A 24347-nucleotide genomic window follows, 5' to 3' on the forward strand; every position below is an offset into this window, starting at 1 on the left:
ACGCATCAAGAAAAATAAGCTGCTAGCACGTCACAAGACACGCTAACAGCTTATTTTTATTGTTCTCGTTCAACCTCAAAGCTCTTTCCCAAAACATCAACGTCGGCGCTATGACGACTGGAACGGACAACGAACCTGTCATAACTTCCTTGTTCCTCGTAGTTATATAGTAACGGAGCAATGTGAATTTTTTCGCTGGAACGATAACGCGACTTTTAGCCCGAAACGCTCCCCTACTACCCACCGATAGCAAGAGAGCGTTCTCTATTTCTTATTGCGATTAAACACCTTAATATTTTTATTGTAATAATTTCTTAACTGACTTATCAAAATCAGATTCTATTTTTTGTGTTTTATTGAATATCTCATACTCAGCATAAGCCTTAGCATGTGCATTTTTACTAGAAATACGACCATTATCCGGAAGTATATCATATCTACGGAAAGCTAAAAATTCATTTACACTTGAAGCAAATTCTTCCATAGTAAATGTATTCTCTCGCTCGATCAGATCTTCAATATAATCAAAATATCCACTAACTGTCCGTTCTAATTGTCGTATTTGTTTTTCATCCAAATAATTTTTAGCTACAATAACATCTGACTTCAATATTCTACCATCAGGAGCATTCTTCCATGTTGTTAATCCCATATGCTCTTTTTCGTGATTCGCCTGATAATATATAATTTCTGCTGCAGTATGACCAGCAATAGCATAATGAAATTTATTCTGTATAGTTGCGTAAAATTTTTTTGTTATATCTGCCTCTTTATCATAGTCAATACTACATTCAGCAAAAATATCTGTTATTTGCTGATAAATACGTCTTTCGCTAGAACGTATTGAACGAACACGCTCTAATAATTCACGAAAATAATCTTTGCCAAAAGCCTTCTTGCCTTGTTTTAACCTCTCATCATCCAATACAAATCCCTTTTGTATATATTCTTTTAAAATGTTCGTTGCCCAAATACGAAAATGGGTAGCTCTCATTGAGTTAACCCGATAGCCTACAGAAATAATAGCATCTAAATTGTAAAACGCTATATTGCGTGTGATTTCCCTTTCTCCTTCATTTTGAACTGTTGCAAAAAACGCAACAGTTGAATGCTCAACAAGTTCTTTTTCCTCATATATATTTTTTAAATGTCTGGAAATAGTAGACTTGTTTACACCAAATAATTCAGCCATTGATTTTTGAGTCAACCAAAGCGTTTCGTTTTGGATAAAAGCCTTAACAATAACATCTTCTTGCTCTACCTTATAAAGCAGAAAACGAAAGTCTTTAACATTACTCATCGTCAACGCCCCTTTCCTGAATTTTTACGAACATATTTTCTTGTTATTGTATCATATGATTCATACTATGTCAAATTATAAAAAAACGCTCCCCTGCTACCCGACGATAGCAAGAGAGCGTTCTCTTTATCTGCTTATTTACTTTTCTGCTGCAGCGCTCTTCACAACCGCCTTCGCAGCCTTTTCGAACTTGGTACGCGCCAACATCACAAAATGTCCGCAGCCGCAGCATTTCATACCAAAGTCCATACCCGTACGGGTAATTTCCCACTCATCACTGCCACAGGGATGAGCTTTTTTCATTTTGACGATATCGCCTACATTAACTTCCTTACCGGAAAGCATTATTCAATACCGTCCAAAGTCATTACGTCGCTGACCTCATAGCCGGCTTCACGGATTTGCTCAATGATATCCATACCATTATTATTGAGAGCGGCACGAATGGTAACTTCAGCGGTACCATCACCATTTTGCTTGGTAACCAGAGAAATAATATTAATGCCATCTTCCTTCATAATGTTGGAGATTTCCGCAACAACACCAACTTTATCAGGTGCTTCGATAGTAATACGCAGGCAGTTGCGGTTCATACCCATAATTTCTACGATAGAACGGAAGATATCGCTGCGGGAAACAATACCGCAAAGCTTATTCTCCTGGTTAACAACCGGCAGAGCGTTAACTTTGTATTTATACAGCTTGTAGGCAACATATTCGATAGTATCATCTGCCTCAACGCTGATAACGCTACGTTTCATAACGTCTTTAACCTTCAGACGTCCCAGCAGATAATTAGCCTCATAACGGGAAAGGGTGCTGCTGTCACTGGGAGAAGCTTTGCCGATATCATCACTGGTAATAATGCCGCGTACGCGTTGCATATCATCTACAACTGGCAGGCTGATAAGTCTTTTGCCACGCATAATTTCGCGTGCTTCCAAAATGGATTGATCCTCACGTATGGTAACAACAGGTTCAGTCATAATATCTTTTACTAACATATGAGTTTTACCTCCTTTGACTAGAAAACACAATCATTTTAATATAATCATTTTCACTTTAAGGCAGCTATGAAGCAACCCGACGCATTTGTATATTAATCAGCCGCCGAGATATGCTTTGCGAACAGCCTCGCTGCTTGCCAGCTCCTTAGCTGTACCGCTCAGAGTAATACGTCCTGTTTCCAGAACGTAGGCCTTATCAGCGATAGACAGCGCCATATTAGCATTCTGCTCAACCAACAGAACGGTAGTACCGCTCTCGTTGATTTCCTTTATTATATTAAAAATTTCCTTTACAAGCAAGGGGGCAAGACCCATAGAAGGCTCGTCCAGCAGCAGCAGCTTAGGACGGCTCATCAGCGCACGGCCCATAGCCAGCATCTGCTGCTCGCCACCGGAAAGCGTACCGGAAAGCTGGTCCTTACGTTCCAGCAGCCGCGGGAATTTTTTAAAGACATCATCCATGTCCTTGGCAATTCCGTCCTTGTCCTTACGCAGATAAGCGCCCAACTCCAGATTTTCCAGAACAGTCATATTGGCAAAAACATGACGGCCCTCAGGAACCTGGCACAGGCCCATGCCGACAATTTTATGCGCCGGTACACCGGCAATATCATGACCTTCATATAAGATTTTACCGGTCTTCGGTTTCATCAGACCGGAAATGGTACGCAATGTGGTAGATTTACCGGCACCGTTGGAACCGATCAGCGCTACGATTTCACCATCGGGAACATCGAGGCTGATACCTTTGATAGCGTGAATCGCGCCATAATATACATTGATATCTTCAACAGTTAACATCAGTTGATAACCTCCTCGCCCAAGTATGCTTCAATAACGCGTGCATTTTGTTTGATTTCATCCGGAGTACCTTCGGCAATCTTCATGCCGTATTCCAGTACGTAAATACGCTCGCAGACACCCATTACCAGGCCCATATCATGCTCAATCAGCAGGATGGAAAGATTGAATTCCTTACGAATCCAGCGAATCATTTCCATCAGCTCTTTGGTTTCCTGCGGGTTCATGCCGGCAGCAGGTTCGTCCAGCAGCAGCAGCTTCGGCTCGGTAGCCAGAGCACGCGCAATTTCCAGACGACGTTGTTTGCCATAAGGTAGGTTTTTGGCTACCTCATGTGCTTCTTCCTCCAGATGGAAGATTTTCAGCAAATCAAGAGCCTTTTGTGTAATGAATTCTTCCTCACTGAGATACTTGCCGTCGCGGACTATAGCATCAGCCAGATTATAGGTTACGTGCATATTATAAGCAATTTTTACATTGTCGATAACGCTCAGCTCAGAGAACAGACGGATATTCTGGAATGTACGCGCCATGCCCATCTGCGTAACCTGGTAAGATTTTTTACCGCTGCTTTGCTGACCGTTAAAATATACCTTGCCTTCTGTCGGTGTATATACGCCGGTAATCATGTTGAAGGCTGTTGTCTTGCCGGCGCCGTTAGGACCGATAAGGCCAATCAGCTCTCCCTCGTCGATATGCATGGAAAGATTGGAAACGGCACGCAGGCCGCCGAAAACCATGGATACATTATCTACCTTCAGCAGTTCTGCCATTGTCCTTACCTCCTAATTTAAACATTTTCAAGCTCAATTCCTTGCTGCCGAACAGACCTTGCGGACGGTACAGCATCAGGATAATCATAGTAACAGAATAGATAATCATACGCCATTCCGGGTAATCCGACAAATAAGCGGAAATGAAGGTCAACAATGTCGCACCGGTAATAGCGCCGGTCATAGAACCAAGACCGCCCAAAACAACCATGGTCAGAATATCGAAGGAACGCATGAAGGTGAAGGACGCAGGATGCGCCAGGAAGAAGTAGTGACTGAAGAGTGCACCTGCAGTACCGGCAAAAGCAGCACCGAAGGTGAATGCCATTACTTTATATTTAGTAGTGTTGATACCCATGGTATCTGCAGCAATTTCGTTTTCACGGATTGCCAGGCAGCAACGGCCATAGGAAGAGTTTTTAAAGTTCTTGATGAAGAAGATGATTGCTATCATAATCCAGAAGGTATACGCGAAATTGGTCATACGGGGAATGCCCATCAAACCGGAAGCACCGCCGACATAATCAATGTTCAGGATGCAGATACGGATAATTTCGCCTAAGCCCAAGGTGGCGATTGCCAGATAGTCACCATCAAGACGCAGCGTCGGCAAACCAATCAAAAAGCCCAACAGGCCGGCAGCCAGGGTTGCTACAACCAGGCCTGCCTCAAAAGGCATACCCAGCTTAACCGTCATAATAGCACTGGTATAAGCACCGACTGCCATAAAGCCGGCATGACCGATAGAAAACTGACCGGTATAACCGTTAATCAAGTTCAGGCTGACTGCAAGAATAATGTTGATACAGATAAGGATAATGTTCAGCTCCCAGAAGGGACCGATGATTTCGCCAAAGAGCAGGCCTTGTACGATACCAAAAACGATAACGCAGGCAACTATGGCTTTTAAATCAAATTTTCTAATTGCATTCATACCATGTCACCTCAGACTTTCTCACGAACGTTCTTGCCTAATAAGCCGGAAGGTTTATAAAGTAAGATGATAATCAAAATACCGAATGCTGCCGCATCACGGAAGGTAGAGGAAATATAGCCGCTGACCATCGCTTCTACAACGCCCAGGATAATACCGCCGATCATAGCACCGGGGATAATACCGATACCGCCGAGAACTGCGGCAACGAAGGCTTTAAGACCGGGCATCATGCCCATCAGCGGGTCAATAGAGTTATAGTAAACACCTACCAGCACGCCGCCTGCTGCTGCCAAAGCACTGCCAAGCGCAAAGGTAGTGGAAATTACACGGTCAATGTTGATGCCCATCAGCCTTGCAGCGTCAGCATCATAGGATACAGCACGCATAGCCTTGCCGGCTTTTGTTTTATTTACAATGTAGGTAAGAACAGCCATCAGGATAATAGTGCTCAACAGGATAACCAGCTGCTGACTGTTAGCAACCAGTGGTCCAAGGTGATATACTGTAGCGCCGAATACAGCGGGGAAGGTTCTCGGCTGCGGAGAAACCAGCAGAATCATGCTGTATTCCAGGAAGAAGGATACGCCGATTGCAGTAATCAAAATTGCGATACGCGGTGCATTACGCATGGGGTGATACGCAACACGTTCGATAATAATACCTGCGATAGCAGCGCCTGCCATCGAGAAAATAATTGCCGGAATGAACGGCAAGCCTAATTGGGTAGTAGCGAAGAAGCCAAAATAGGCACCCAACATATAAATATCGCCATGAGCAAAGTTTATCAGCTTAATGATGCCGTAGATCATAGTATAACCCAAGGCGATCAATGCGTAGATACTGCCGAGAGATACACCATTTATCAGCTGCTGAAAAAACTGATGGATAAAAGTCTCCATAATTTACCTCCCTAGAGATTTCAAAGATTTGTGTAAGCGGGACACGCTTACTTAAAGGAAAAGGCTGTTGCTACGCAAAACAACAGCCTCGTTGATTAAATCAGATTAACTACTAATGTAAACTATCATGGATTAACTTTAGTTTTAAAGGTTTGTTTGCCATCTTTATGTTCGATAATTACAGCACTCTTGATCGGGTTATGATGTTCGTTAAAGGTTACTTCACCGGATACACCCTTGAAGCCTTTAATCTTAGCCATTGCTTCAGCAATTTTAGCCGGATCGGCACTGCCTGCATCTTCGATTGCTTTTGCAACCAGCAGAGCGGAATCATATGCCAATGCTGCAAATACATCCGGGTTGGTATTGTAAGCTTTTTTGTATTCGGCTACGAATTCTTTGTTCAGATCAGAGGTATCGTCCGGAGAATACAGGCTGGAGAAGAAGGTGTTTTCCAGAGCAGCTTTGCCGGCAATTTCAGGAAGCTTAGCGCTATCCCAACCGTCGCCGCCTGCCATAGGAACGTTGATCCCCATCTCACGAGCTTGTTTAACAATCAGACCAACCTCCTGATAATAACCGGGGATGTAGATGAAATCAGGTTGTGCAGCTTTGATTTTGGTCAAAGTGGATTTGAAGTCGGTATCCTTTTGCAGATATGCTTCTTCAATTACAATCTGACCGCCGTTTTTAACAAAGTTCTCTTTGAAGAACTGTGCCAGACCTTTAGCATAGTCACTTGTATTATCGATATAGATAGCAGCCTTCTTCACTTTCAGTTCATTGGAAGCAAAGCTTGCCATTACAGTACCCTGGAACGGATCAATAAAGCAGGTACGGAAGCTGTAGGGTTTAACCTGTTTAGTTTTCGGATCAATGGTAACATCCGGGTTAGTGCCCATAGGTGTAATATCTACAACCTTAGCACCGTTGTTGATTGCACCGGATGCGATTACAGCAGAGGATTGGTTAGGACCGATTACTGCTACAACCTTATCCTGAGAAATCAGCTTTTGCATACCGTTGGTTGCTTCGGAAGCTTCAGATTTGGTATCAGCAACAACTAAAGAAAGTTTTTTGCCGCCCAGCACACCTTTTTCATTTATTTTTTTCAGTGCCAGGTCGATACCGTTTTTACCGGAGATACCGAAGGATGCGCTACCGCCGGTCATTTCCAACAGGCCGCCTACCTTAATGGTATCGCCGTCAGCTCCTTTAGAGCCGCCTCCGCAACCGGTCAGCGCGCTCATAAACATAGCGCCGGCTGCTAGTACAGATAACAACTTAGTTACTCTTTTCATGGTTTATTCCCCCTCAGAAATAAATAAATAAAATATATTTTTTATAGAGGGCGCATCTAGTAGACGCGCCCGGTCTAACTTAATAAATAACCCATGGAATAGAAGTCTTGTTGTACTTTCTGATGTTTACTTGTAGAATTTTTTATGTTTATTTTTTTGTTAACAATTACAGGCTGATTTTTTCAACCAGAGTAGGAGTACCGGTTTCCAGACCGATAATCAGAGCGGGCATTACCGGGTTGTGGTTAGCATCAAAGGTGAGCTTGCCGCTTGCAACCGCCAGGTCTTTGGTTTCGGCAATTGCTTTAGCCAGCTTAGTGCCATCAGTGGTGCCTGCGCGTTTCAGAGCATCTGCCAAGATCAGGCCTGCATTGTAGCCCTGCATTGCGAAGATATCAGGATCTTTTTGATATTTCTCTTTGAATTTCTTGATGAAGTCCTGAACGGATTTGTCTTCGTCTTTAGCATTGAAGGCACTTACATAGTAGCAGCCCTTCAGAGCATCTTTACCGGCGATTTCAGCAAGTTTCGGGCTTTCCCAGCCATCGGAGCCCAGCATCGGGCAGGTAATGCCGATTTCGCGAGCTTGTTTGATAATCTTGGAAACTTCTTCATAGTAACCGGGAACGTAAATTGCTTCCGGATTGGATGCTTTGAGTTTAGTCAGAGCGGATTTGAAGTCAACGTCTTTAGCCAGAAAAGCTTCCTTAGCAACAATTTTACCGCCTTTGCCTTCCAAAGTTTTTTGGAATACCTCTGCTAAGCCTTTGGAATAGTCACTGGAGGAATCGTAGAAAATAGCTACGTTTTTAACCTTCAGAGTTTTATCGGCAAATACTGCCATTACCTGACCTTGGAACGGGTCGATAAAGCAGGCACGGAATACGAAATCCTTTACCTTGCCGTTTTCCACGGTAATGCTCGGTGCAGTAGCAGCCGGAGCAATATGAGGAACCTTATTTGCAGTAGTGATAGGAGTTGCAGCGTTTACGCAACCGCTAGTTGCAGGTCCGACAACGGCAACTACCTTATCCTGGGTAATCAGTTTTGTTACAGCGTTACCGGATTCAGCCGGCTCGGATTTGTTATCGCTTTCAACTACGCTGATTTTTTTACCGTTCACGCCGCCGTTTTTATTAAGTTCGTCTACAGCCAGCTTGAAGCCCTCGTTAATGGATTTACCATAGTTAGCAACATTACCGGTTAATTCGAATGCTGCGCCAACCTTAATAGTATCTCCTGAATCAGCTTGTTTCTTTTCTCCGCCACAGCCTGTGAGCAATGCGGCGCACATCATAGCAGCCATAGCCGCTGATGCTAATTTCTTCCATTTTTTCATTTTGCGTCCTTCTTTCCCTTTAAAAATAAAATATAAAACACAGTACCGGGAGTGTTCTCGGATTCAACCACTATCCCAGCAACTTTATGTAACCAATTATAGCCGTTGTATTACACTTTTGTCAACGATTTTTTTCATGTTCATTGTATACATGAGTATTTTACATATAAACTGATACATTTTTTATGTTTTCTATTTTCATGTTTGTTATTTCAGTATTTTTGTATTTTCCAAATAAACTTTGTAGCTTTTGTGTCTTCTTGCTGCCTTTATAGCGCTCCGCCTGCAGATAGTGTATAATATAATGCAGAAGAATTACTTGTCTTTACAAATGCAGGCAAGACAATTTATAGAATGAGAGGTATTTATGAACTTTATTGCTTTATTTTTCTTGTGTGTGCGCATGTTTCATTTTATCCATTCCCACAGAATCGCCTATCTGCTGCAGCGCTTTTCCCGAATTTTAGACGAGCGCCGTGCCAACCCCGGCCGCAAGCAGGTCATTATCATCGACGGCAGCGCCACCACCTTTATCATTTACTTCCTGCTGGATGTTTTCTTCCTGTTATATTGTATCTGGCTGATGCTGCACGACACTACCTGGACTCCCGGTTTTCTGCTGCTCGTGATTGCAGCTTTGGAATCGCTCGCTATTCACGCCCGCATCAGCGGTGCCTATGACGAGGATGATGAGGGCTTCGTATATCCCCGCACCTGGCTGCGCTACCTCTGCTTCGGTGAGAGCATGTTTATTCTGCTGAGGCTGTTCGAAGGCGCTTAACGCATAGCAATTTAACGCAAAAATCCCGGCAACATATAATATGCTGTCGGGATTTTTCTTACACTGTTTAAATTACAAGAGTCTTTGCTCTTCCTCTGCCAGCGGATAGCTGGACTTGCCGTTATCGATATCCTTAGCAAAGCAACGGCTTTCCTCTCTGCCGTAAATGCTGGTCATAATAACACCCTTATTATTCGCATCCGTAAGCAGCAGGGAATAGCTCATTTCACCGCCCATAGCGTCAAAGGCATCGTAACGCACAATCTTAATATTCTGCAGACAGTTCTGCACCTGTGCATGCAGCTTCTGATGCTCATCCTGCAAAGCTGCCAGCTCATTCTGCAGCGCATGCAGCTCCTGCAGCGTATCTGTCAGTACAACATCAATGTTGGCTTCCTTACCCTGAGTAAAGAAGTCATATTTTTTTTGCAGCTTATTCAGCTTGCCCTGCAGACTAAAGCACATGCCCAACGCAACCAACACAATAAGCAGCAGCACAATAATAATTGCTGCCGAATGTGTATTAACCAAAAGATTGGCCTGTTCCATCAATAAAAGCCCCCTCATACCAAAGCTTATCTAAATTACAACCGGCACATATACGACCGGTATTCATATCTTAGCGTAAAACTCCGAAATCACACATTCAGACGCTTAGGCTCGCCGTTAAGCGGTTTTTCCTCGTGGCGTCCCTGCTGCAGCACCTCATAAATGCGCTCCAGGTCCTCAGCGGAATAATATTCAATGTGAATAGTACCGCCCTGGCGTCCCTGCTCATCCAGTTTAGGCACAACCTTAACCTTAGTACCCAAAAACTCTACCAGACGCTGTTCAAAGTCATGGCAGAAAATATCATTCTCGGTAGGCTCACGCTTAGGTTTCTTTTCCTTATTGTCCTTATTTTTAGCTTCTTCCTCGATAAGCTCACGGACAATCTTCAGCTTCTTGCCTTCCTTCAGCTTACGCACAACCTCTTCCGTCATGCGTGAGCTCCAGCCGTTAGCAATAATCGCCTCCGTCACCTCGCACATCTGCTCCGGCTTCGGCAATCCCAAAAGCTGCTTGGCCTGGCCCATCGTCAGCACGCCGTTGATAATCTGCTTTTGCACCTGCTCCGGCAGGTTCAGAAGACGCAGGATATTAGTTACTGCGCTGCGGCTACGGCCTACCTTTTCGGCAGTCTGCTCCTGCGTCAGCTTAAATTCCTGCATCAGGCGGCGCAAGCCCTGCGCTTCTTCAATCGGATTCAGATCATGACGCTGAATATTTTCAATCAGCGCAATTTCCATCATCTTGGCATCGTCATAATCCTTAACAATAGCAGGTACCTTAGTAAGTCCGGCCAAGCCTGCGGCACGCAGACGGCGTTCGCCTGCCACCAGCTCGTAGCTTCTGCCCTTTTTGCGCACAACTACCGGCTGAACAACGCCAAATTCCTTGATGGAAGCAGCCAGCTCCTGCAGCTTTTCTTCATCAAAGTTGCAGCGCGGCTGATACGGATTCGCTGCGATATTTTTAATAAGCAGCTCCTGTGCAGCACTTGCAGGCTCCTGCACCTTTTCTACGGCAGGACTGGTATTTTCGCCGAAAATTGCGCCCAGGCCCTTGCCTAAGCCGCCCTTCTTACTCATCCTCAATCACCTCACGCGCAAAGTCCATGTACACCTGCGCACCCTTAGATTTGCTGTCATAGTCGATAACCGGCTGTCCGTGGCTTGGTGCTTCACTCAGGCGCACGTTACGCGGAATAATCGTCTGATACATTTTTGTTTTGAAGTACTTCTGTACCTCGTTCACAACATCCTGCGACAGGTTCGTTCTGCTGTCATACATAGTCATCAGCACACCCTCCAGCTTCAATGCCGGGTTCAGGTTACGCTGTACCAGCTGAATCGTGTTCATCAGCATAGTAACGCCCTCCAGCGCATAAAATTCGCACTGAATAGGAATCATTACCGAGCTGGCAGCAGTCAGGCCATTGATTGTCAGCAGGCCTAAAGACGGCGGGCAATCAATAATAACGTAATCATAATTATGCTTTACTCTTTCCAGAGAGTTCTTTAAACGTCCTTCACGGTTCATCAGCGAAACAAGCTCTATTTCCGCACCAGCAAGTTGTATAGTAGCAGGCACCAGGTCCAGTCCTTTATAGGCTGTGTGCTTAATTACATCCTGCATGGGTACGTCACTGATAATCGCATCATAAATACATTGCTTAATATCACGTTTATCAAAGCCAAAGCCGCTGGTAGCATTTCCCTGCGGATCACTGTCAATCAAAAGTACCTTGCGTTCTAGCGACGCCAGACACGCAGCCAGATTTACCGCCGTAGTAGTCTTGCCAACACCACCCTTCTGGTTGGCAATAGCAATTACCTTTACCAATTCGCTTCACCTCGTAGTCATAGTATATCTATTCTATTTTATCACACTTTACGTGCTCATGGGAAAAGAATTTTTGTTTATTTAATTTTGTACGCTGCTCCAGCGCCTCCCAACAGCAAAAAGCGCAGCACGCTTTCGCTTGCTGCGCTCAGGTTGCAATGAGCTACAACTTTTTAATCACTTCTGCAAATTCGTCTAGCGTATAAGCACCATCATGTTGGAATTCCTTTTTCTCGAAAACCATCATATAACGATAATCGCGACCGGCAGCTTCCTGCCATTTTCGGCCTAAAATCAGCTTATTTTCGCTATCATCATTCGCTAAGTGATCTCCTTTTGCTTCAATCAAAAGCACTTTGCCGTTTTTTGTCAACACAAGAAAATCCGGATAATGATTTATAAAACCATTAATACAGAACCCTTGGCGTTCTATAATCCTATGCCACCATACAATATTGCTTTGACCGATAATAACATCCAGTACCTTATGCTCGTACTCATTCATGTCATTTTTCTCTGCTTCATAAAGTGATTTAGGCAAAGCATCAGTAAAATCAAGCGGTGTTATAAAATCAGGCACTTCGTAACGCTCACAGCATTCAATTTCGCCTTCATCCAAAAGCTGCATGAATCGCTTCTGCTTATAAACAGCTGCCAGCTTATCAATTTTTTCCTGAATCTTTTTCGCATATGTTTCTTTGGCGGTAAGCATCGCCAACAAATCATCGCTATGCAAACCATCTATTACACGTTTCACATAATCTCTGATATCCGTGCTGCGATAAGCGTTTTTGCGATTGATTACGGCACAGATTGCATCTATACAGGTTGCTATCTGTCTTTCCTGCGGCAGGCTGTCCAGATATTCACGCAATTTTTTCTTATCTCTGTCTGTAACCATGCGATATTGCGGTACCGCTTCACCGCTTTGCGCAATATCAACAGAATACATTTCGCCGGAAGCTAATTTGAAATTAACATTTGCATCTTGTCCGGTTAAGCGGAAGCCTTCCAGTAAATTTTCCGGTTCAAGATAGTTAAACGCACCATCATCAAACAAACCAAAATCTGCCTTGATACAGAATTTAGGCAATCGTAAAGCTTGAGCTGATTCAATATTTTCTGTTCTGATTTTAAATCTGTGCTGCATCTGTGCTTCAGTTCCTCCCATAAAATTTTCCCCGGAAGTTTCTTCAGTATACTTCTGCGTCTGCTGCTCTGCCTGGTTTTCCATATCTGTCAAAGACTGACTTTGCTCATCAGTATTATCAATTTGTTCCTTAACTCAAACTTCGCAGGTAAAAATCCCCTGCACCCCTTGAAAGTCCAGGCTTTGTAAACAGAAAAATAGCATGAGTCTTGCCAGTTTGGTATAATTATGTTGGCTCAAAAACATACCAAGCACCGGAGGCTCATGCTATGAAAAGTATATCACAAACCACCCAGCAGATGGAATCCATCTCGAAGAAAACTTCGGCGTTCTTCCGTCGTTATCATGTCGGCCAGATTCTGCGCGCGGCCAACGCTTGCAAGCTCAAAGGATTTTCCTCCATTCTCGTTTTCCTCGTGCTCGTAAGCATCATCTTCGAGAACCGCTCGCTCTATATGCAGCGCCGACTTCACGAGGATTCGCTGCCGTTCGGCAAGGACACGGCTTACCGCTTCTTGAACTCCTGCCACACGAACTGGCGCAAGTTCACGCTGCTTCTTGCGGCGCGGATCATCAACGAAACCATCAAGCCGCTGACGGATGCCGGCCGGCGTTGTGCCATCGTCGTCGACGATTCGCTCTTCAGCCGCTCGCGTTCCAAGCGCGTGGAACTCTTGGCGAACGTCTACGACCATGTGAGCCGCCGCTATACGAAGGGCTTCCGCTTGCTCGTCCTCGGCTGGACGGACGGGAACACGTTCCTGCCACTCACGTTCTGCCTTCTTTCAACCTCGAAGGAAAAGAACCGGCTCAATGAGGCCAGCGCATCCGTCGATGCAAGAAGCAACGGCGGAAAGCAGCGCAAGCTCGCGCAGATGGAAGCGCCAGCCGTCGTCCTCAATTTGTTGCAGGAGGTCAAGGCGACAGGAATCCCCGCGCAGTACGTCCTCTTCGACACATGGTTCTGCTCGCCGTCGTCGCTGAAAGCCATCCATGACCTCGGCTATGACGTCACCGCTATGGCAAAGAAGAGCAAGAAGGTGCGCTACCCCTGCGAAGGGAAGATCTCGAACGTCAAGGCCATCTACAAGGAACACAAGAAACGCCGCGGACGCTCGCGTTACCTCCTGTCCGTCGATGCTGTCGCGACGAAACAGGGAGAATCCCTCGTGCCTGTGCGATTGGTCTTCGTGCGGAACCGCAACAAGCGGAAGGATTATCTCGTCCTCGTCACGACAGACCTCTCGCTTTCGGAGGAAGAAGTCATCCAGCTCTACGGGAAGCGCTGGGGCATCGAGGTGTTCTTCAAAGCGTGCAAGTCCTACCTGCGGCTCGGCAAGGATTGTCGTTCCGTCTCCTACGATGCGATGACGGCGCATGTCGCCGTCGTCTGCACACGATATATGCTCCTGGCTGTCGAGGAACGTGAGAACACGGATGGGCGAAGCCTCGGCGAGCTCTTCTATCTGGGGCTTGATGAGCTTCCGGACTTGAAGTACATGGAAGCGCTTCGCCTCGTGTTGCAGGAGTTTGCGGAGCAGCTTCGGGCAGAATATCCGTCAGAAGTCTTGCTGGTCGAATCGCTCTTGGAACGATTCCTGAACGATCTGCCCGCTCTTTGGATGAGTCGTCTGCGTGCACAGAAGTGTGCGTGAATGGCTTTCGACATTCAGTTCAAGCTGATTTATCAAGGCATACGGGATGTTTTCCGTGTGCGAAGTTTGAGTAATTAAGATGTGAAACAAAACATACTAAAGCGGAGGTTCATGCTATGCAAATTATACCACAAACCACCCATCAGATGGAATCCATTTCGAAGAAAACTTCGCTGTTCTTCCACCAATATCGCATCGGCCAGATTTTGCGGTCTGCCAACGCATGCAAACTCAAGGGCTTTTCCGCTATTCTGGTGTTCCTTGTGCTCGTCAGCATCATCTTCGAGAACCGCTCGCTTTACATGCAACGCCGGCTTCACGAGGAATCCCTGCCGTTTGGCAAGGACACGGCCTACCGCTTCTTGAACTCCTGTCACACGAACTGGCGCAGGTTCACGCTGCTCCTTGCGGCGCGGATCATCAACGAAACCATCAAACCGTTGACAGACGCCGGACGTCGTTGCGCTATCATCGTCGACGATTCGCTCTTCAGCCGCTCGCGCTCCAAGCGCGTGGAACTCTTGGCGAACGTCTACGACCATGTGAGCCACCGTTATACGAAGGGCTTCCGCCTGCTCGTCCTTGGCTGGACGGATGGGAACACCTTCCTGCCGCTCACGTTCTGCCTCCTTTCGACATCGAAGGGAAAGAATCGTCTCAACGAGGCCGACGCGTCCGTCGATGCCAGGAGCAACGGCGGAAAGCAGCGCAAGCTCGCGCAGATGGAAGCGCCAGCCGTCGTCCTCAATTTGTTGCAGGAGGTCAAGGCGACAGGAATCCCCGCGCAGTACGTCCTCTTCGACACATGGTTCTGCTCGCCGTCGTCGCTGAAAGCCATCCATGACCTCGGCTATGACGTCACCGCTATGGCAAAGAAGAGCAAGAAGGTGCGCTACCTCTGCGAAGGGAAGATCTCGAACGTCAAGGCCATCTACAAGGAACACAAGAAACGCCGCGGACGCTCGCGTTACCTCCTGTCCGTCGATGCTGTCGCGACGAAACAGGGAGAATCCCTCGTGCCTGTGCGATTGGTCTTCGTGCGGAACCGCAACAAGCGGAAGGATTATCTCGTCCTCGTCACGACAGACCTCTCGCTTTCGGAGGAAGAAGTCATCCAGCTCTACGGGAAGCGCTGGGGCATCGAGGTGTTCTTCAAAGCGTGCAAGTCCTACCTGCGGCTCGGCAAGGATTGTCGTTCCGTCTCCTACGATGCGATGACGGCGCATGTCGCCGTCGTCTGCACACGATATATGCTCCTGGCTGTCGAGGAACGTGAGAACACGGATGGGCGAAGCCTCGGCGAGCTCTTCTATCTGGGGCTTGATGAGCTTCCGGACTTGAAGTACATGGAAGCGCTTCGCCTCGTGTTGCAGGAGTTTGCGGAGCAGCTTCGGGCAGAATATCCGTCAGAAGTCTTGCTGGTCGAATCGCTCTTGGAACGATTCCTGAACGATCTGCCCGCTCTTTGGATGAGTCGTCTGCGTGCACAGAAGTGTGCGTGAATGGCTTTCGACATTCAGTTCAAGCTGATTTATCAAGGCATACGGGATGTTTTCCGTGTGCGAAGTTTGAGTTCCTTAATATTTTCCGGCGTAACATCCGTGAAATCATCATCATTGTTGTTCTCAACAGCATTCTCATTGTTGAACAGTTCCTCCTGCTGAGGTTGAGGCTGGGGCTGCTGCTCTTGTACAGGAACATCTTCATCCCCGCCTACACGGTAATCCTTTCGGCTGAAACCGGCACCGTTCAAACCCTTGACGATACTGTCCAAGGTATTACGGAAGTCATTGGAACAGCTCAAAACATAAGAAGAGTTCAGTAAAAAATGTTGATGCTGTCTTGTATAAGGCTGGCGCAACACACGGCCTAAAATCTGTTCTACATCAACAGCAGATGTTTTATTTGCCAGCGAAGCCAAAATATACGCAAACGGACAGTCCCAACCCTCTTTCAGAGCATTAACCGTAATAATATAGCGTACTGCACAAGCTTTGCTCAGCAAATCTACATTTTTCAAATCATTTTTCTCACCGGTTTTGATAGCTATCTCTTCTTCCGGAATGCCAATTTCCAAAAGCAGATTTTTTATTTTATCAAAGGTAGTGTTATCATCGTTGCTCCTTGACTGTGCCTGGAAAAGTACGATAGGACGTATGTAATTGCCGGTAACTGCTTCCTCTTCCAGCGCCTTTTGCTCCAGCTTGCCACGCAACTGAATAGCATCGGCAATAACACTTTCACGGCTGTTACGTTTATAAACTATAACAGGAAGCTTTACCATGTTTTCCTTTTTCAGTTCCCTTGCATCAACATACGACACAACATTACTGTTGCTTTTAGGTGTGGCAGTTAATTCTAAAATAAACGAGGGATAGATATTATTTAGCATTTCTACACTCAAGGCAGAGGTTGCATTATGGCTTTCGTCAACAATCGTCACTGGACGCAAATGACGCAACACCTGAATCAGTGCTGTTTCCGGAGTACCTTCCAGCAGAACTTCATCATTTTTATAGAAGGCAGCAAAATCAGCCAGATTGCTGTTTTCCTGATAAATTTTCCTGTCATATCTGCGTCCGGAATTTATGCGCAAGGAATCAAAGCTCAATACACAAATGGTTAAGATATGCTGCACCGAATCTGCCGAAAAGCCTTGGCCGTTAAGCAGCATAGCTTTGTTCAGCACCTGCACGCGTCCGCCAAAATCTCTGTCTAAAGCTTGCTTGTAGGGATGGTCCGGATTGGACAAATTTTTTAAAGTCTGCTCCAAAATAGGATCTGACGGCACAAGCCAAACTACAAGCTTAGGTTTTTCTGCCGGCATAAAATCAAAAATATGCTTGATAGCACTGCAGGCAAGAAAGGTTTTGCCGCCGCCGGTAGGAACCTTCATGCAGACAGCAGGCACACCCTGAATATTATCTTTATAAGCGGGGACACCGCCGTTGCCTACGGCAATATCCTTTGTCTGCCAATAATTCTTCCAGGCTTCCGCAAGATTGGCGCTCTGCTTTAATGAGTGCAGATAGTTTTGCAAATCCGCTATAACTTTTTTCTGGTAATTTTTTAATTCCATGTTTTTACCCTCACAGCCTTGCGATGTCACGCGGAATCTTTTTAAATGTAATATGGAACTGCTGCAATTTATTTTCTGAAAGAACGCAGGTATCAGCGTAAATAACATAGGCTTCCGCTTGCGTCTTGATGCTCTTCAAGAAAGCAGCATTCAGCGTAGTACTTGCGTCTTTTTCGTAGTTAAAGTAGTAGGCAGCTCCATGATACACGCCTAAAAGCATCGGTTCGTCGGCAGATGCCTCCGGCAGCGCCTGTTTTGTTTCCATATAGTAGATATATTCACGGATTTTTTCGGTGCTCACAGCATTATTAAGCTTATCATCTACAAGCAGAGGCTCGCCTAATTCGTAGTAGCTGAAGCTGCCGCCGGTGCCATCCACTGCTTTTTTCCCCTCACCATAACCATTAATCACACGCTTAACACGCTCTGCTGTAATAGTATCTGCATAATCCATCATCTCTATGCAGATAAATTTGCGGTTGCCACCATCAGCCTTGTTCATATTTAACACTGCATGCGCTGTTGTGCCGCTGCCTGCGAAACTATCGAGTACAATTTCTCCAGGACGAACTATCCAATCGATTATACGTTGTATAAGTAAAACGTTTTTTTCTGTATCAAATCCGGCAAAAGAACCTGAAAGTAAAATGTCCATCCAATTATCACTCAAAAGTTTTCCTGTCTGTGGTGGCACATAATATTGAATAACTCCATTTTCGTTTTTTCTTACAAAATCTAATTTTTCATTTGTTGCCATTAAATGCTCAATAAAAAAATCATCTAGTGATATTTTATCTGCATATTTTGATATATATATATCGTAATTTTTCATTGCCTTGCGCGTTCTATTTTCTTCCCATCTCCATTGTCCAGAAGTTGGTAATGCATCAAAAATTCTGTAACGCATAGTTGGTCTATCAGTTCCGCGCCAAAAAGTATCCCACTTACCAGCTTTTGCTAATTCTAATGGCTTTGATAATTTAGGAAGTTTAGCTTGCGTATTTTTAGAATAAAGATAAATATATTCATGTCCTAACGATAATGCTTGTACCTCTTCAAACTGCGCCTGTACATTCTTTATTCCTCTTCGCACAGCTATACAATTACGAAAATTAGCGATTCCAAAAATTTCATCCATTATGCATTTTAGATGGGCATACTCAAATACATCAATACTAATAAAAATAACGCCGTCATCCGCAAGCAAGCGCTGCAAAAGCTTGAGGCGCGGATACATCATGCACAGCCATTTATCGTGACGCGACAAATCCTCGCCCTCTTTGCCTACAACCTGATGTAGCCATCTTTGTATCTGCGGATCGTTAACATTATCATTGTACACCCAGTTTTCATTACCTGTATTGTACGGCGGATCAATATAAATACATTTAATCTTGCCTTCATACTTGGGCAGCAGCGATTTAAGCGCCAGTAAATTGTCACCATGAATAATCATGTTCTCGCTGCCGTTGTCTTCTTCATGCTTGCCTGCTTCATCAAAGCTGTACTGCCTTTCCAGCACATGAAAAGGCACTTCCAAATGGTGGTTCAGCACCTTGTCTTTTCCAATCCAGTTTAAAGTCGGCATACTTTTCCTCCCGCTCTCTATCTTAATTCGTCCACTCGACTACTGATTCGTCCACTTGCCAGTTGATGTATCCACTCATACATCAACTAAATTGATGTTTTCAGTTTATTTATCCACTTATGCATCAACTAAACTTACTCGCTCAGTTTATGCAATCATATACCTATCTTCTTCTCCTAAGCACCTGCTTCTCCCACGTTTTAACCGTCTGCGCCCGCAAAAAATCCTTCAACGGCTGCAGGTTCTGCTCTTCATCCCACGCCTCTAGCGCATCAAAATACGCCTTTCTATCCTCCTGATGGATAACAATCGGCGGATGATTATGTATAACCAGCAGATAATTCATCACCAAGCGTCCTGTACGCCCATTGCCATCGGCAAACGGATGGATATTTTCAAACTTAGCATGAAAAAAGGCTGCTGCCGTTAACGCATTCTTATCGTCAACATCGCCAATATCTTCTATAAGCTCCTGCATTTCGTCCGGCACATCCTCCAGCCAGGCACCGGTCTCATTCTTACCTGTAACATAATCGCCCTTTTTATATTCCCCGGGCCGTTCTCCTTTTTTCCAGCGCAAAGGATCATAAGTATTGAGCGTCAGGCGTTTTTGGATTTCTTTTATCAAATTTTCATCAATAGGCTTACGTTCATTAAACGCAGCAAAAAAATACTCATTAGCTAATTTCGCATTGCGAATCTCAAACAAGGTACGGATATCGCCTGTATAGCTTGTAACGCCATCATGCTCAAAAATTTCGCGTGTATCATGATAGGTTACATTAGGATTTTCAATATTACCGGAGTTATAAGCAAAAGAAATTACATGCCCGTTAAACGCTTCTTCTAAATCTGCATCCGTCTGAATATTTTTCGCCTGCCACCAAGCTACAATCTGTTCGTACATCGCCGCACCTCCAATAAACGTATTCGTATTTTTACATTATTATACCATATCCCTATACAAAAACTCCTATTCAGCCAACAGAAAATCTGTCGAAGTTTATAGAATCAATTCTACAAACTTTCTGTTTTTGCATTTTTGTAGTTTGAATTACACAAACTTTCAGCGCATGTTTTTAAGATGATATATAGCTACACAAAAAGCGCAGCACGCTTTCGCTTGCTGCGCTCAGGTTGCATATTACGCTGTAATAAATTATACGTTGAAGCGGAACTCGACAACATCGCCGTCCTGCATAACGTAATCCTTGCCCTCCAGACGAACCAGGCCTTTTTCACGTGCTGCAGCCTTGCTGCCGCAGGCTACCAGATCATCAAAGGAAACGATTTCCGCACGGATAAAGCCACGCTCAAAGTCGGTATGGATTTTGCCTGCTGCCTGCGGAGCCTTAGTGTTCAGCTTAATAGTCCAGGCACGGGATTCAATTTCGCCCGCAGTCAGGAAGGTCATCAGGCCAAGCAGCTTGAAGCCTGCTTTAATCAGGCGGTCCAGACCGGTTTCCTCCAGGCCTGCCATTTCCAGATATTCCTTAGCCTCTTCTTCCGGAAGCTCGGCAACTTCGCTTTCCATCTTTGCGGAAACAACGATAACCTCAGCATTTTCTTCTGCAGCATATTTCTTTACAGCCTGCACATGCTCGTTACCGGACGGATCAGCAACCTCGCCCTCGGCAACGTTGGTAATGTACAGTACCGGTTTCATGGTCAGCAGATGCAGCTCGCCCAGGAACTCCTGCTCTTCCTCGGTCAGGCCAAGGCGGCGTGCAGGCACACCATCAGACAGGCCGGCCATAACCTTTTCCATTACAGCCTGCTCCAGCTTAACCTTTTTATCGCCGGTTTTTGCCAGCTTCACCAGGCGCTCCTGACGCTTTTCAACAGTTTCCATATCAGCTAGGCACAGCTCGGTGTTGATGATATCAATATCACGCAGAGGATCAATGCTGCCCTCAACGTGAGTGATGTTGCCATCCTCAAAGCAGCGTACAACCTCGGCAACAGCGTCTACCTCACGGATGTGGGACAGGAACTTATTGCCCAAGCCTTCGCCCTTGCTTGCGCCCTTTACCAGACCGGCAATATCTACAAAACGCATAGCTGCTGGAACAATCTTTTTGGATTTAAACATATCGCTCAGAACATCTAAGCGTTTATCAGGCACATCAACAACGCCTACATTAGGTTCGATTGTGCAGAAGGGATAGTTTGCTGCTTCTGCGCCAGCTTTGGTAATAGCATTAAACAGGGTACTTTTGCCTACGTTAGGCAGGCCAACGATACCTACTTCTAAATTTGTACTCACGTAAATCGCTCCTCGTCATATATATTTAGTGCGTTAAAAACTCTATATCTAATATATTTTACAATAATATGCTTTGATATGCAATGTTTAGACGCAAAAAGCGCCTTTCCGCAGCATAAAAAAGAGACAGTCCGCAGACTGCCTCTGATTTTTGACTTAAGCTTAGAAATATTCCAGCTCTCTCTTGGCAAATGCACCGGTTACCGGGTTCATGTCAGCATCTACTTTATATCTTGCAGTAACGAACTCTACATCATAATGTACATTGTTGCCTTCTTTTTCGGTTTTGATAACAATATTTCTTGCATCGGGATATGCTTCCAGAACGATTTGTCTGATATCCTCAGGAGTTTTTACCATCATCGTGCTGCCGGCAATATTGCTGCCTTTAATTTCTACTTCCTTAACTTTGGTAGTTGCCAGAACAACCTCTACCTCGTATTCCAGATAATTATCATTATCGCGGAAGTTCAGAACAGCTTCGCCGTCTTCTTCCTTGTAGCCATAAAATACAGCAGCAGCAGGAACCTCGGCGCGTGCAGCATCAATAACCATCTGCTGATGGCTTTTAGCCGGTGCAGCAAAAGCTACTGCGCTCATTGCCAGCGCAGCCAGCATAGAAAGCAAAACTAATAATTTTTTAAACATTGGTATTCCCCCTTTGAAAAAATATAATCAGCTTACAGGACTTATTGTCTATCCAAAAGTCTGTTAGCGTAAGCACGCATAGAAGGATTTGCCACAGCCTTGAAATCTGCAGGCGGCAAAGCAAAGGCAGTTGCCTCATCCACGGTGTTGGAAACCTCCAGTACCTTAAAGATAGGCAGATAGCTTACTTCGTATCCCTTCCAGTCGGCGGTATCCTTTGCATAATAGAAGTGCAGGCTGTTGGTGCCTTTAGTCATCTTATCATAATCATAGCCGGTAACTGCATCATTACCACCCTGCGGACGTACATTGAACCAGCTGATCAGGGTTTCGGCAAAGGGCATGCTCATGCCCGGCAGCTCGGGAACTCTGTCATAGTTTTTATTGAGATAGTCAATAGTATACCAATAACCATTCTTCACAAAGGAAACGGTATCCTTGATTACCTTGCCGTCACCATCGGTAGTAGTGATACGCTCGGCGTTAATGCCATTGGCTTCATTGTATTCCGTACGGTTTGTGCGCTTTTGCTGTGCAGCCGGCAGCTTGGCATAGGCTTCGGCAGTCAGTACCTCACGCATATCAATGGTCTGAGTTACAACCAGATGTACAGGATGCTTATCACTGTTCAGGGTTTCACCCAACAGATGGATGGTACGCTGACCGGGATTATAGGCAAAAGCCATTGCTGTGCAAAGCATCGTAAAAACAAAGGTCAAAAATAAGGTTCTTAAAGATGTTTTCATGCAATTCACCTCGTATGTATAGTACTACTAACATTATATCATGTTAATGCCTGCGTAAATAAGTAAAATTTTTGTGATTTTTACATAAACGAAAACCCCGCAGCCTAACGGCTACGGGGTATAAGTTTCGTTTAAACCGCCGTGCGAATTATTCGCAGGTGAACGGCAGCAAAGCAACGCAGCGAGCGCGTTTGATTGCTACGGTCAATTGGCGTTGGTGCTTAGCGCAGGTACCGGAAATACGGCGCGGTAAAATCTTACCACGTTCGGTGATATAGCGTTTCAGCTTATTTGCATCCTTGTAATCGATTTCTTCAACTTTATCAACACAGAAGCTGCAAACTTTTCTTCTAGGTCTTCTGCCTCTTTCGCGTTTCATTGCATAACCTCCCTTAAATTAGAATGGAATTTCCTCATCAAAGGGAACCTGTTGTCCGAAACCACCCATACCGCCGTCTTGAGCCGGCGCAGCAGAGCGAGTCGGATTGCTATGAGCAGCAGCGGCATCGGCTTTGCGCTCAATGAACTCGAAGCGATCAGCGATTACTTCGGTTATCCAGCGTTTGTTGCCATCCTTGCCATCATAGCTACGGATTTGCAGGCGGCCTTCAACAAGCGCGCGCTGCCCTTTGGTGAGACTGTTACCGCATGTCTCAGCTTGTTTACCCCAGATTACTACCGGAATAAAATCAGCTTCTCTTTGGCCTTCCTGATTGGCAAAAGGTCTGTCTACTGCAAGAGTAAACTGACAAACAACTTTACCGGTCGGCGTATAACGCACTTCCGGATCTCTAGTAAGTCTGCCCAACAGAATAATCTTGTTCATTGATTATTCACCCTTTCTGATAATCATATGGCGCAGTACTTCATCGGTAATTTTCATAACACGATCAAGTTCCTTAACAGCAGCGGCGTCAGCCTGGAAGGTTACGAGAACATAGATACCTTCATTCAGGTCCTGGATCTCATAAGCAAGGCGTCTTTTGCCCCAACGATCGGTTTTTTCTACATTACCACCGTTTGCAGTGATGAGTTTCTCGAATTTAGCAACAACTGCTTCACAAGCCTCATCCTCAACAGGTTTAACGATGTACATGACTTCGTATGCGTTCACGAAATCACCTCCTCCTTTGGACTTTGGCCCCCGTCTCTCCGGGAGCAGAAGAAGTATATATAGTTATATACAAGCTTAATAATTATATCATTGCTTACGCTGCTTTGCAAGCTTTTTTGAAAAATTTTTCTGCTATTTCTGCTTGCGGCATTCAGGACAATAGCCATACCATTCCAGGTTATGTCCTACAATGGAAAATTCCGTTTTATCCGCCAGCTGTTCCTCGAAATCAGCAATCGGGCAATGGTCTACCTCCACAATCCGATGGCAGCGCAAGCAGATAAGGCGGTGACGGTGCCCCAATGCGTGCAGCACAAAGCCGTACTTGCGCGCATCTGCCAGAAAGCTCTTTTCCGTCAGTCCCTTTTGCGTAAAATTTTCCAGGATGCGGTAAACCGTAGAGAAATTTATCTCCGTGCCCTGCTCACACAGCTGCTGATAAATATCCTCAGCCGTCAGCACGCCCTCGCTCGCCAGCAGCAGCTGCAGAATAAGCTGTCTGTGACGGGTATTTTTTAATCCGTAGCGATGCAGATAATCGCGATAATCTGCCGCAGAACTTGTATCAGTCATCTTTC

General features: G+C 45.3%; 26 protein-coding genes. 3 read left to right on the forward strand and 23 right to left on the reverse strand.

The features are described 5' to 3' along the window. Window positions 1-298: 298 nt before the first annotated feature. The 9 genes from rhuM to M5E81_RS10945 form a co-directional block, all read right to left on the reverse strand. A complete protein-coding gene (gene rhuM, locus M5E81_RS10905) occupies window positions 299-1300 on the reverse strand; it encodes a virulence RhuM family protein (RefSeq protein WP_249747508.1) in 1002 nt (333 codons plus the stop codon). Between the two features lie 138 nt (window positions 1301-1438). Next, a complete protein-coding gene (locus M5E81_RS10910) occupies window positions 1439-1645 on the reverse strand; it encodes a DUF951 domain-containing protein (protein ID WP_249747509.1) in 207 nt (68 codons plus the stop codon). Beyond that, window positions 1645-2304, reverse strand: coding sequence for a CBS domain-containing protein (locus M5E81_RS10915; protein WP_009145533.1), 660 nt, complete (start codon window positions 2302-2304; stop codon window positions 1645-1647). Before M5E81_RS10915 ends, M5E81_RS10910 begins: the two co-directional genes overlap by 1 nt. Before the next feature lie 99 nt (window positions 2305-2403). Beyond that, window positions 2404-3108, reverse strand: coding sequence for an ABC transporter ATP-binding protein (locus tag M5E81_RS10920; protein ID WP_009145532.1), 705 nt, complete (start codon window positions 3106-3108; stop codon window positions 2404-2406). Beyond that, window positions 3108-3881: an ABC transporter ATP-binding protein gene (locus tag M5E81_RS10925; RefSeq protein ID WP_009145531.1), complete on the reverse strand. Its 774-nt coding sequence runs from the start codon at window positions 3879-3881 to the stop codon at window positions 3108-3110. The genes M5E81_RS10920 and M5E81_RS10925 overlap by 1 nt, the downstream gene beginning before the upstream one ends. Beyond that, window positions 3856-4815, reverse strand: coding sequence for a branched-chain amino acid ABC transporter permease (locus M5E81_RS10930; RefSeq protein ID WP_009145530.1), 960 nt, complete (start codon window positions 4813-4815; stop codon window positions 3856-3858). Before M5E81_RS10930 ends, M5E81_RS10925 begins: the two co-directional genes overlap by 26 nt. A gap of 11 nt (window positions 4816-4826) precedes the next feature. Further along, window positions 4827-5717 carry a branched-chain amino acid ABC transporter permease gene (locus tag M5E81_RS10935; RefSeq protein ID WP_249747510.1) on the reverse strand — a complete coding sequence of 297 codons (891 nt, stop codon included), beginning with the start codon at window positions 5715-5717 and terminating at the stop codon, window positions 4827-4829. Between the two features lie 125 nt (window positions 5718-5842). Next, entirely contained in the window at window positions 5843-7018 is a 1176-nt protein-coding gene (locus M5E81_RS10940) for an ABC transporter substrate-binding protein (protein WP_249747511.1), read from the reverse strand. A 166-nt stretch (window positions 7019-7184) separates the two neighbouring features. Continuing rightward, window positions 7185-8357, reverse strand: coding sequence for an ABC transporter substrate-binding protein (locus tag M5E81_RS10945; protein ID WP_009145527.1), 1173 nt, complete (start codon window positions 8355-8357; stop codon window positions 7185-7187). 367 nt (window positions 8358-8724) lie between these two features. On the opposite strand from M5E81_RS10945, the gene M5E81_RS10950 reads away from it, so the two are divergent. Further along, window positions 8725-9138: a hypothetical protein gene (locus tag M5E81_RS10950; protein WP_249747512.1), complete on the forward strand. Its 414-nt coding sequence runs from the start codon at window positions 8725-8727 to the stop codon at window positions 9136-9138. A gap of 72 nt (window positions 9139-9210) precedes the next feature. On the opposite strand, the gene M5E81_RS10955 is transcribed toward M5E81_RS10950, so the two are convergent. The 4 genes from M5E81_RS10955 to M5E81_RS10970 form a co-directional block, all read right to left on the reverse strand. After that, window positions 9211-9687, reverse strand: a complete 477-nt coding sequence (locus M5E81_RS10955; protein WP_040565083.1) for a DUF4446 family protein — start codon at window positions 9685-9687, stop codon at window positions 9211-9213. A gap of 89 nt (window positions 9688-9776) precedes the next feature. Then, window positions 9777-10769, reverse strand: coding sequence for a ParB/RepB/Spo0J family partition protein (locus M5E81_RS10960; RefSeq protein ID WP_249747513.1), 993 nt, complete (start codon window positions 10767-10769; stop codon window positions 9777-9779). Beyond that, entirely contained in the window at window positions 10762-11523 is a 762-nt protein-coding gene (locus M5E81_RS10965; RefSeq protein ID WP_009145523.1) for a ParA family protein, read from the reverse strand. The genes M5E81_RS10960 and M5E81_RS10965 overlap by 8 nt, the downstream gene beginning before the upstream one ends. A gap of 163 nt (window positions 11524-11686) precedes the next feature. Further along, complete coding sequence (locus tag M5E81_RS10970) at window positions 11687-12766, reverse strand: hypothetical protein (protein ID WP_249747514.1); 1080 nt, start codon at window positions 12764-12766, stop codon at window positions 11687-11689. Window positions 12767-12942: 176 nt separating this feature from the next. Here M5E81_RS10970 and M5E81_RS10975 point away from each other — a divergent pair, with 176 nt between their 5' ends. Continuing rightward, the gene (locus tag M5E81_RS10975; protein WP_249747014.1) at window positions 12943-14328 is read left to right on the forward strand and encodes an IS4 family transposase; all 1386 of its coding nucleotides are present in this window, start codon (window positions 12943-12945) and stop codon (window positions 14326-14328) included. A 116-nt stretch (window positions 14329-14444) separates the two neighbouring features. Beyond that, window positions 14445-15830 (forward strand): IS4 family transposase, encoded by a 1386-nt coding sequence (locus tag M5E81_RS10980; RefSeq protein WP_249747153.1) that lies wholly within the window; start codon window positions 14445-14447, stop codon window positions 15828-15830. 32 nt (window positions 15831-15862) lie between these two features. Here the strand turns inward: M5E81_RS10980 and M5E81_RS10985 are convergent, their stop codons facing one another. The 10 genes from M5E81_RS10985 to M5E81_RS11030 all read right to left on the reverse strand — a co-directional run bounded on the left by M5E81_RS10985 (window position 15863) and on the right by M5E81_RS11030 (window position 24342). Next, window positions 15863-17407 (reverse strand): DEAD/DEAH box helicase, encoded by a 1545-nt coding sequence (locus M5E81_RS10985; RefSeq protein WP_249747515.1) that lies wholly within the window; start codon window positions 17405-17407, stop codon window positions 15863-15865. 10 nt (window positions 17408-17417) lie between these two features. Next, a complete protein-coding gene (locus M5E81_RS10990; protein ID WP_249747516.1) occupies window positions 17418-18995 on the reverse strand; it encodes a site-specific DNA-methyltransferase in 1578 nt (525 codons plus the stop codon). Window positions 18996-19158: 163 nt separating this feature from the next. Continuing rightward, on the reverse strand, window positions 19159-19902 hold the full coding sequence (locus M5E81_RS10995; protein ID WP_249747517.1) for a Fic family protein: 744 nt from the start codon (window positions 19900-19902) through the stop codon (window positions 19159-19161). 252 nt (window positions 19903-20154) lie between these two features. Continuing rightward, a complete protein-coding gene (gene ychF, locus M5E81_RS11000) occupies window positions 20155-21261 on the reverse strand; it encodes a redox-regulated ATPase YchF (RefSeq protein ID WP_249747518.1) in 1107 nt (368 codons plus the stop codon). A gap of 162 nt (window positions 21262-21423) precedes the next feature. After that, window positions 21424-21909: a PepSY domain-containing protein gene (locus M5E81_RS11005; RefSeq protein ID WP_009145518.1), complete on the reverse strand. Its 486-nt coding sequence runs from the start codon at window positions 21907-21909 to the stop codon at window positions 21424-21426. A gap of 41 nt (window positions 21910-21950) precedes the next feature. Beyond that, the gene (locus M5E81_RS11010) at window positions 21951-22655 is read right to left on the reverse strand and encodes a hypothetical protein (RefSeq protein ID WP_249747519.1); all 705 of its coding nucleotides are present in this window, start codon (window positions 22653-22655) and stop codon (window positions 21951-21953) included. A 148-nt stretch (window positions 22656-22803) separates the two neighbouring features. Continuing rightward, window positions 22804-23034, reverse strand: a complete 231-nt coding sequence (gene rpsR, locus M5E81_RS11015; protein ID WP_009145516.1) for a 30S ribosomal protein S18 — start codon at window positions 23032-23034, stop codon at window positions 22804-22806. Between the two features lie 18 nt (window positions 23035-23052). Continuing rightward, window positions 23053-23481 carry a single-stranded DNA-binding protein gene (locus M5E81_RS11020; protein WP_009145515.1) on the reverse strand — a complete coding sequence of 143 codons (429 nt, stop codon included), beginning with the start codon at window positions 23479-23481 and terminating at the stop codon, window positions 23053-23055. 3 nt (window positions 23482-23484) lie between these two features. Continuing rightward, complete coding sequence (gene rpsF / locus M5E81_RS11025; RefSeq protein WP_009145514.1) at window positions 23485-23769, reverse strand: 30S ribosomal protein S6; 285 nt, start codon at window positions 23767-23769, stop codon at window positions 23485-23487. Between the two features lie 132 nt (window positions 23770-23901). Beyond that, window positions 23902-24342, reverse strand: a complete 441-nt coding sequence (locus tag M5E81_RS11030; RefSeq protein ID WP_249747520.1) for a Fur family transcriptional regulator — start codon at window positions 24340-24342, stop codon at window positions 23902-23904. Between the last annotated feature and the right edge of the window lie 5 nt (window positions 24343-24347).

It is taken from the genome of Phascolarctobacterium succinatutens (genome assembly GCF_023497905.1).
In the GTDB taxonomy this organism is placed as follows: Bacteria; Bacillota; Negativicutes; order Acidaminococcales; family Acidaminococcaceae; genus Phascolarctobacterium_A; species Phascolarctobacterium_A succinatutens.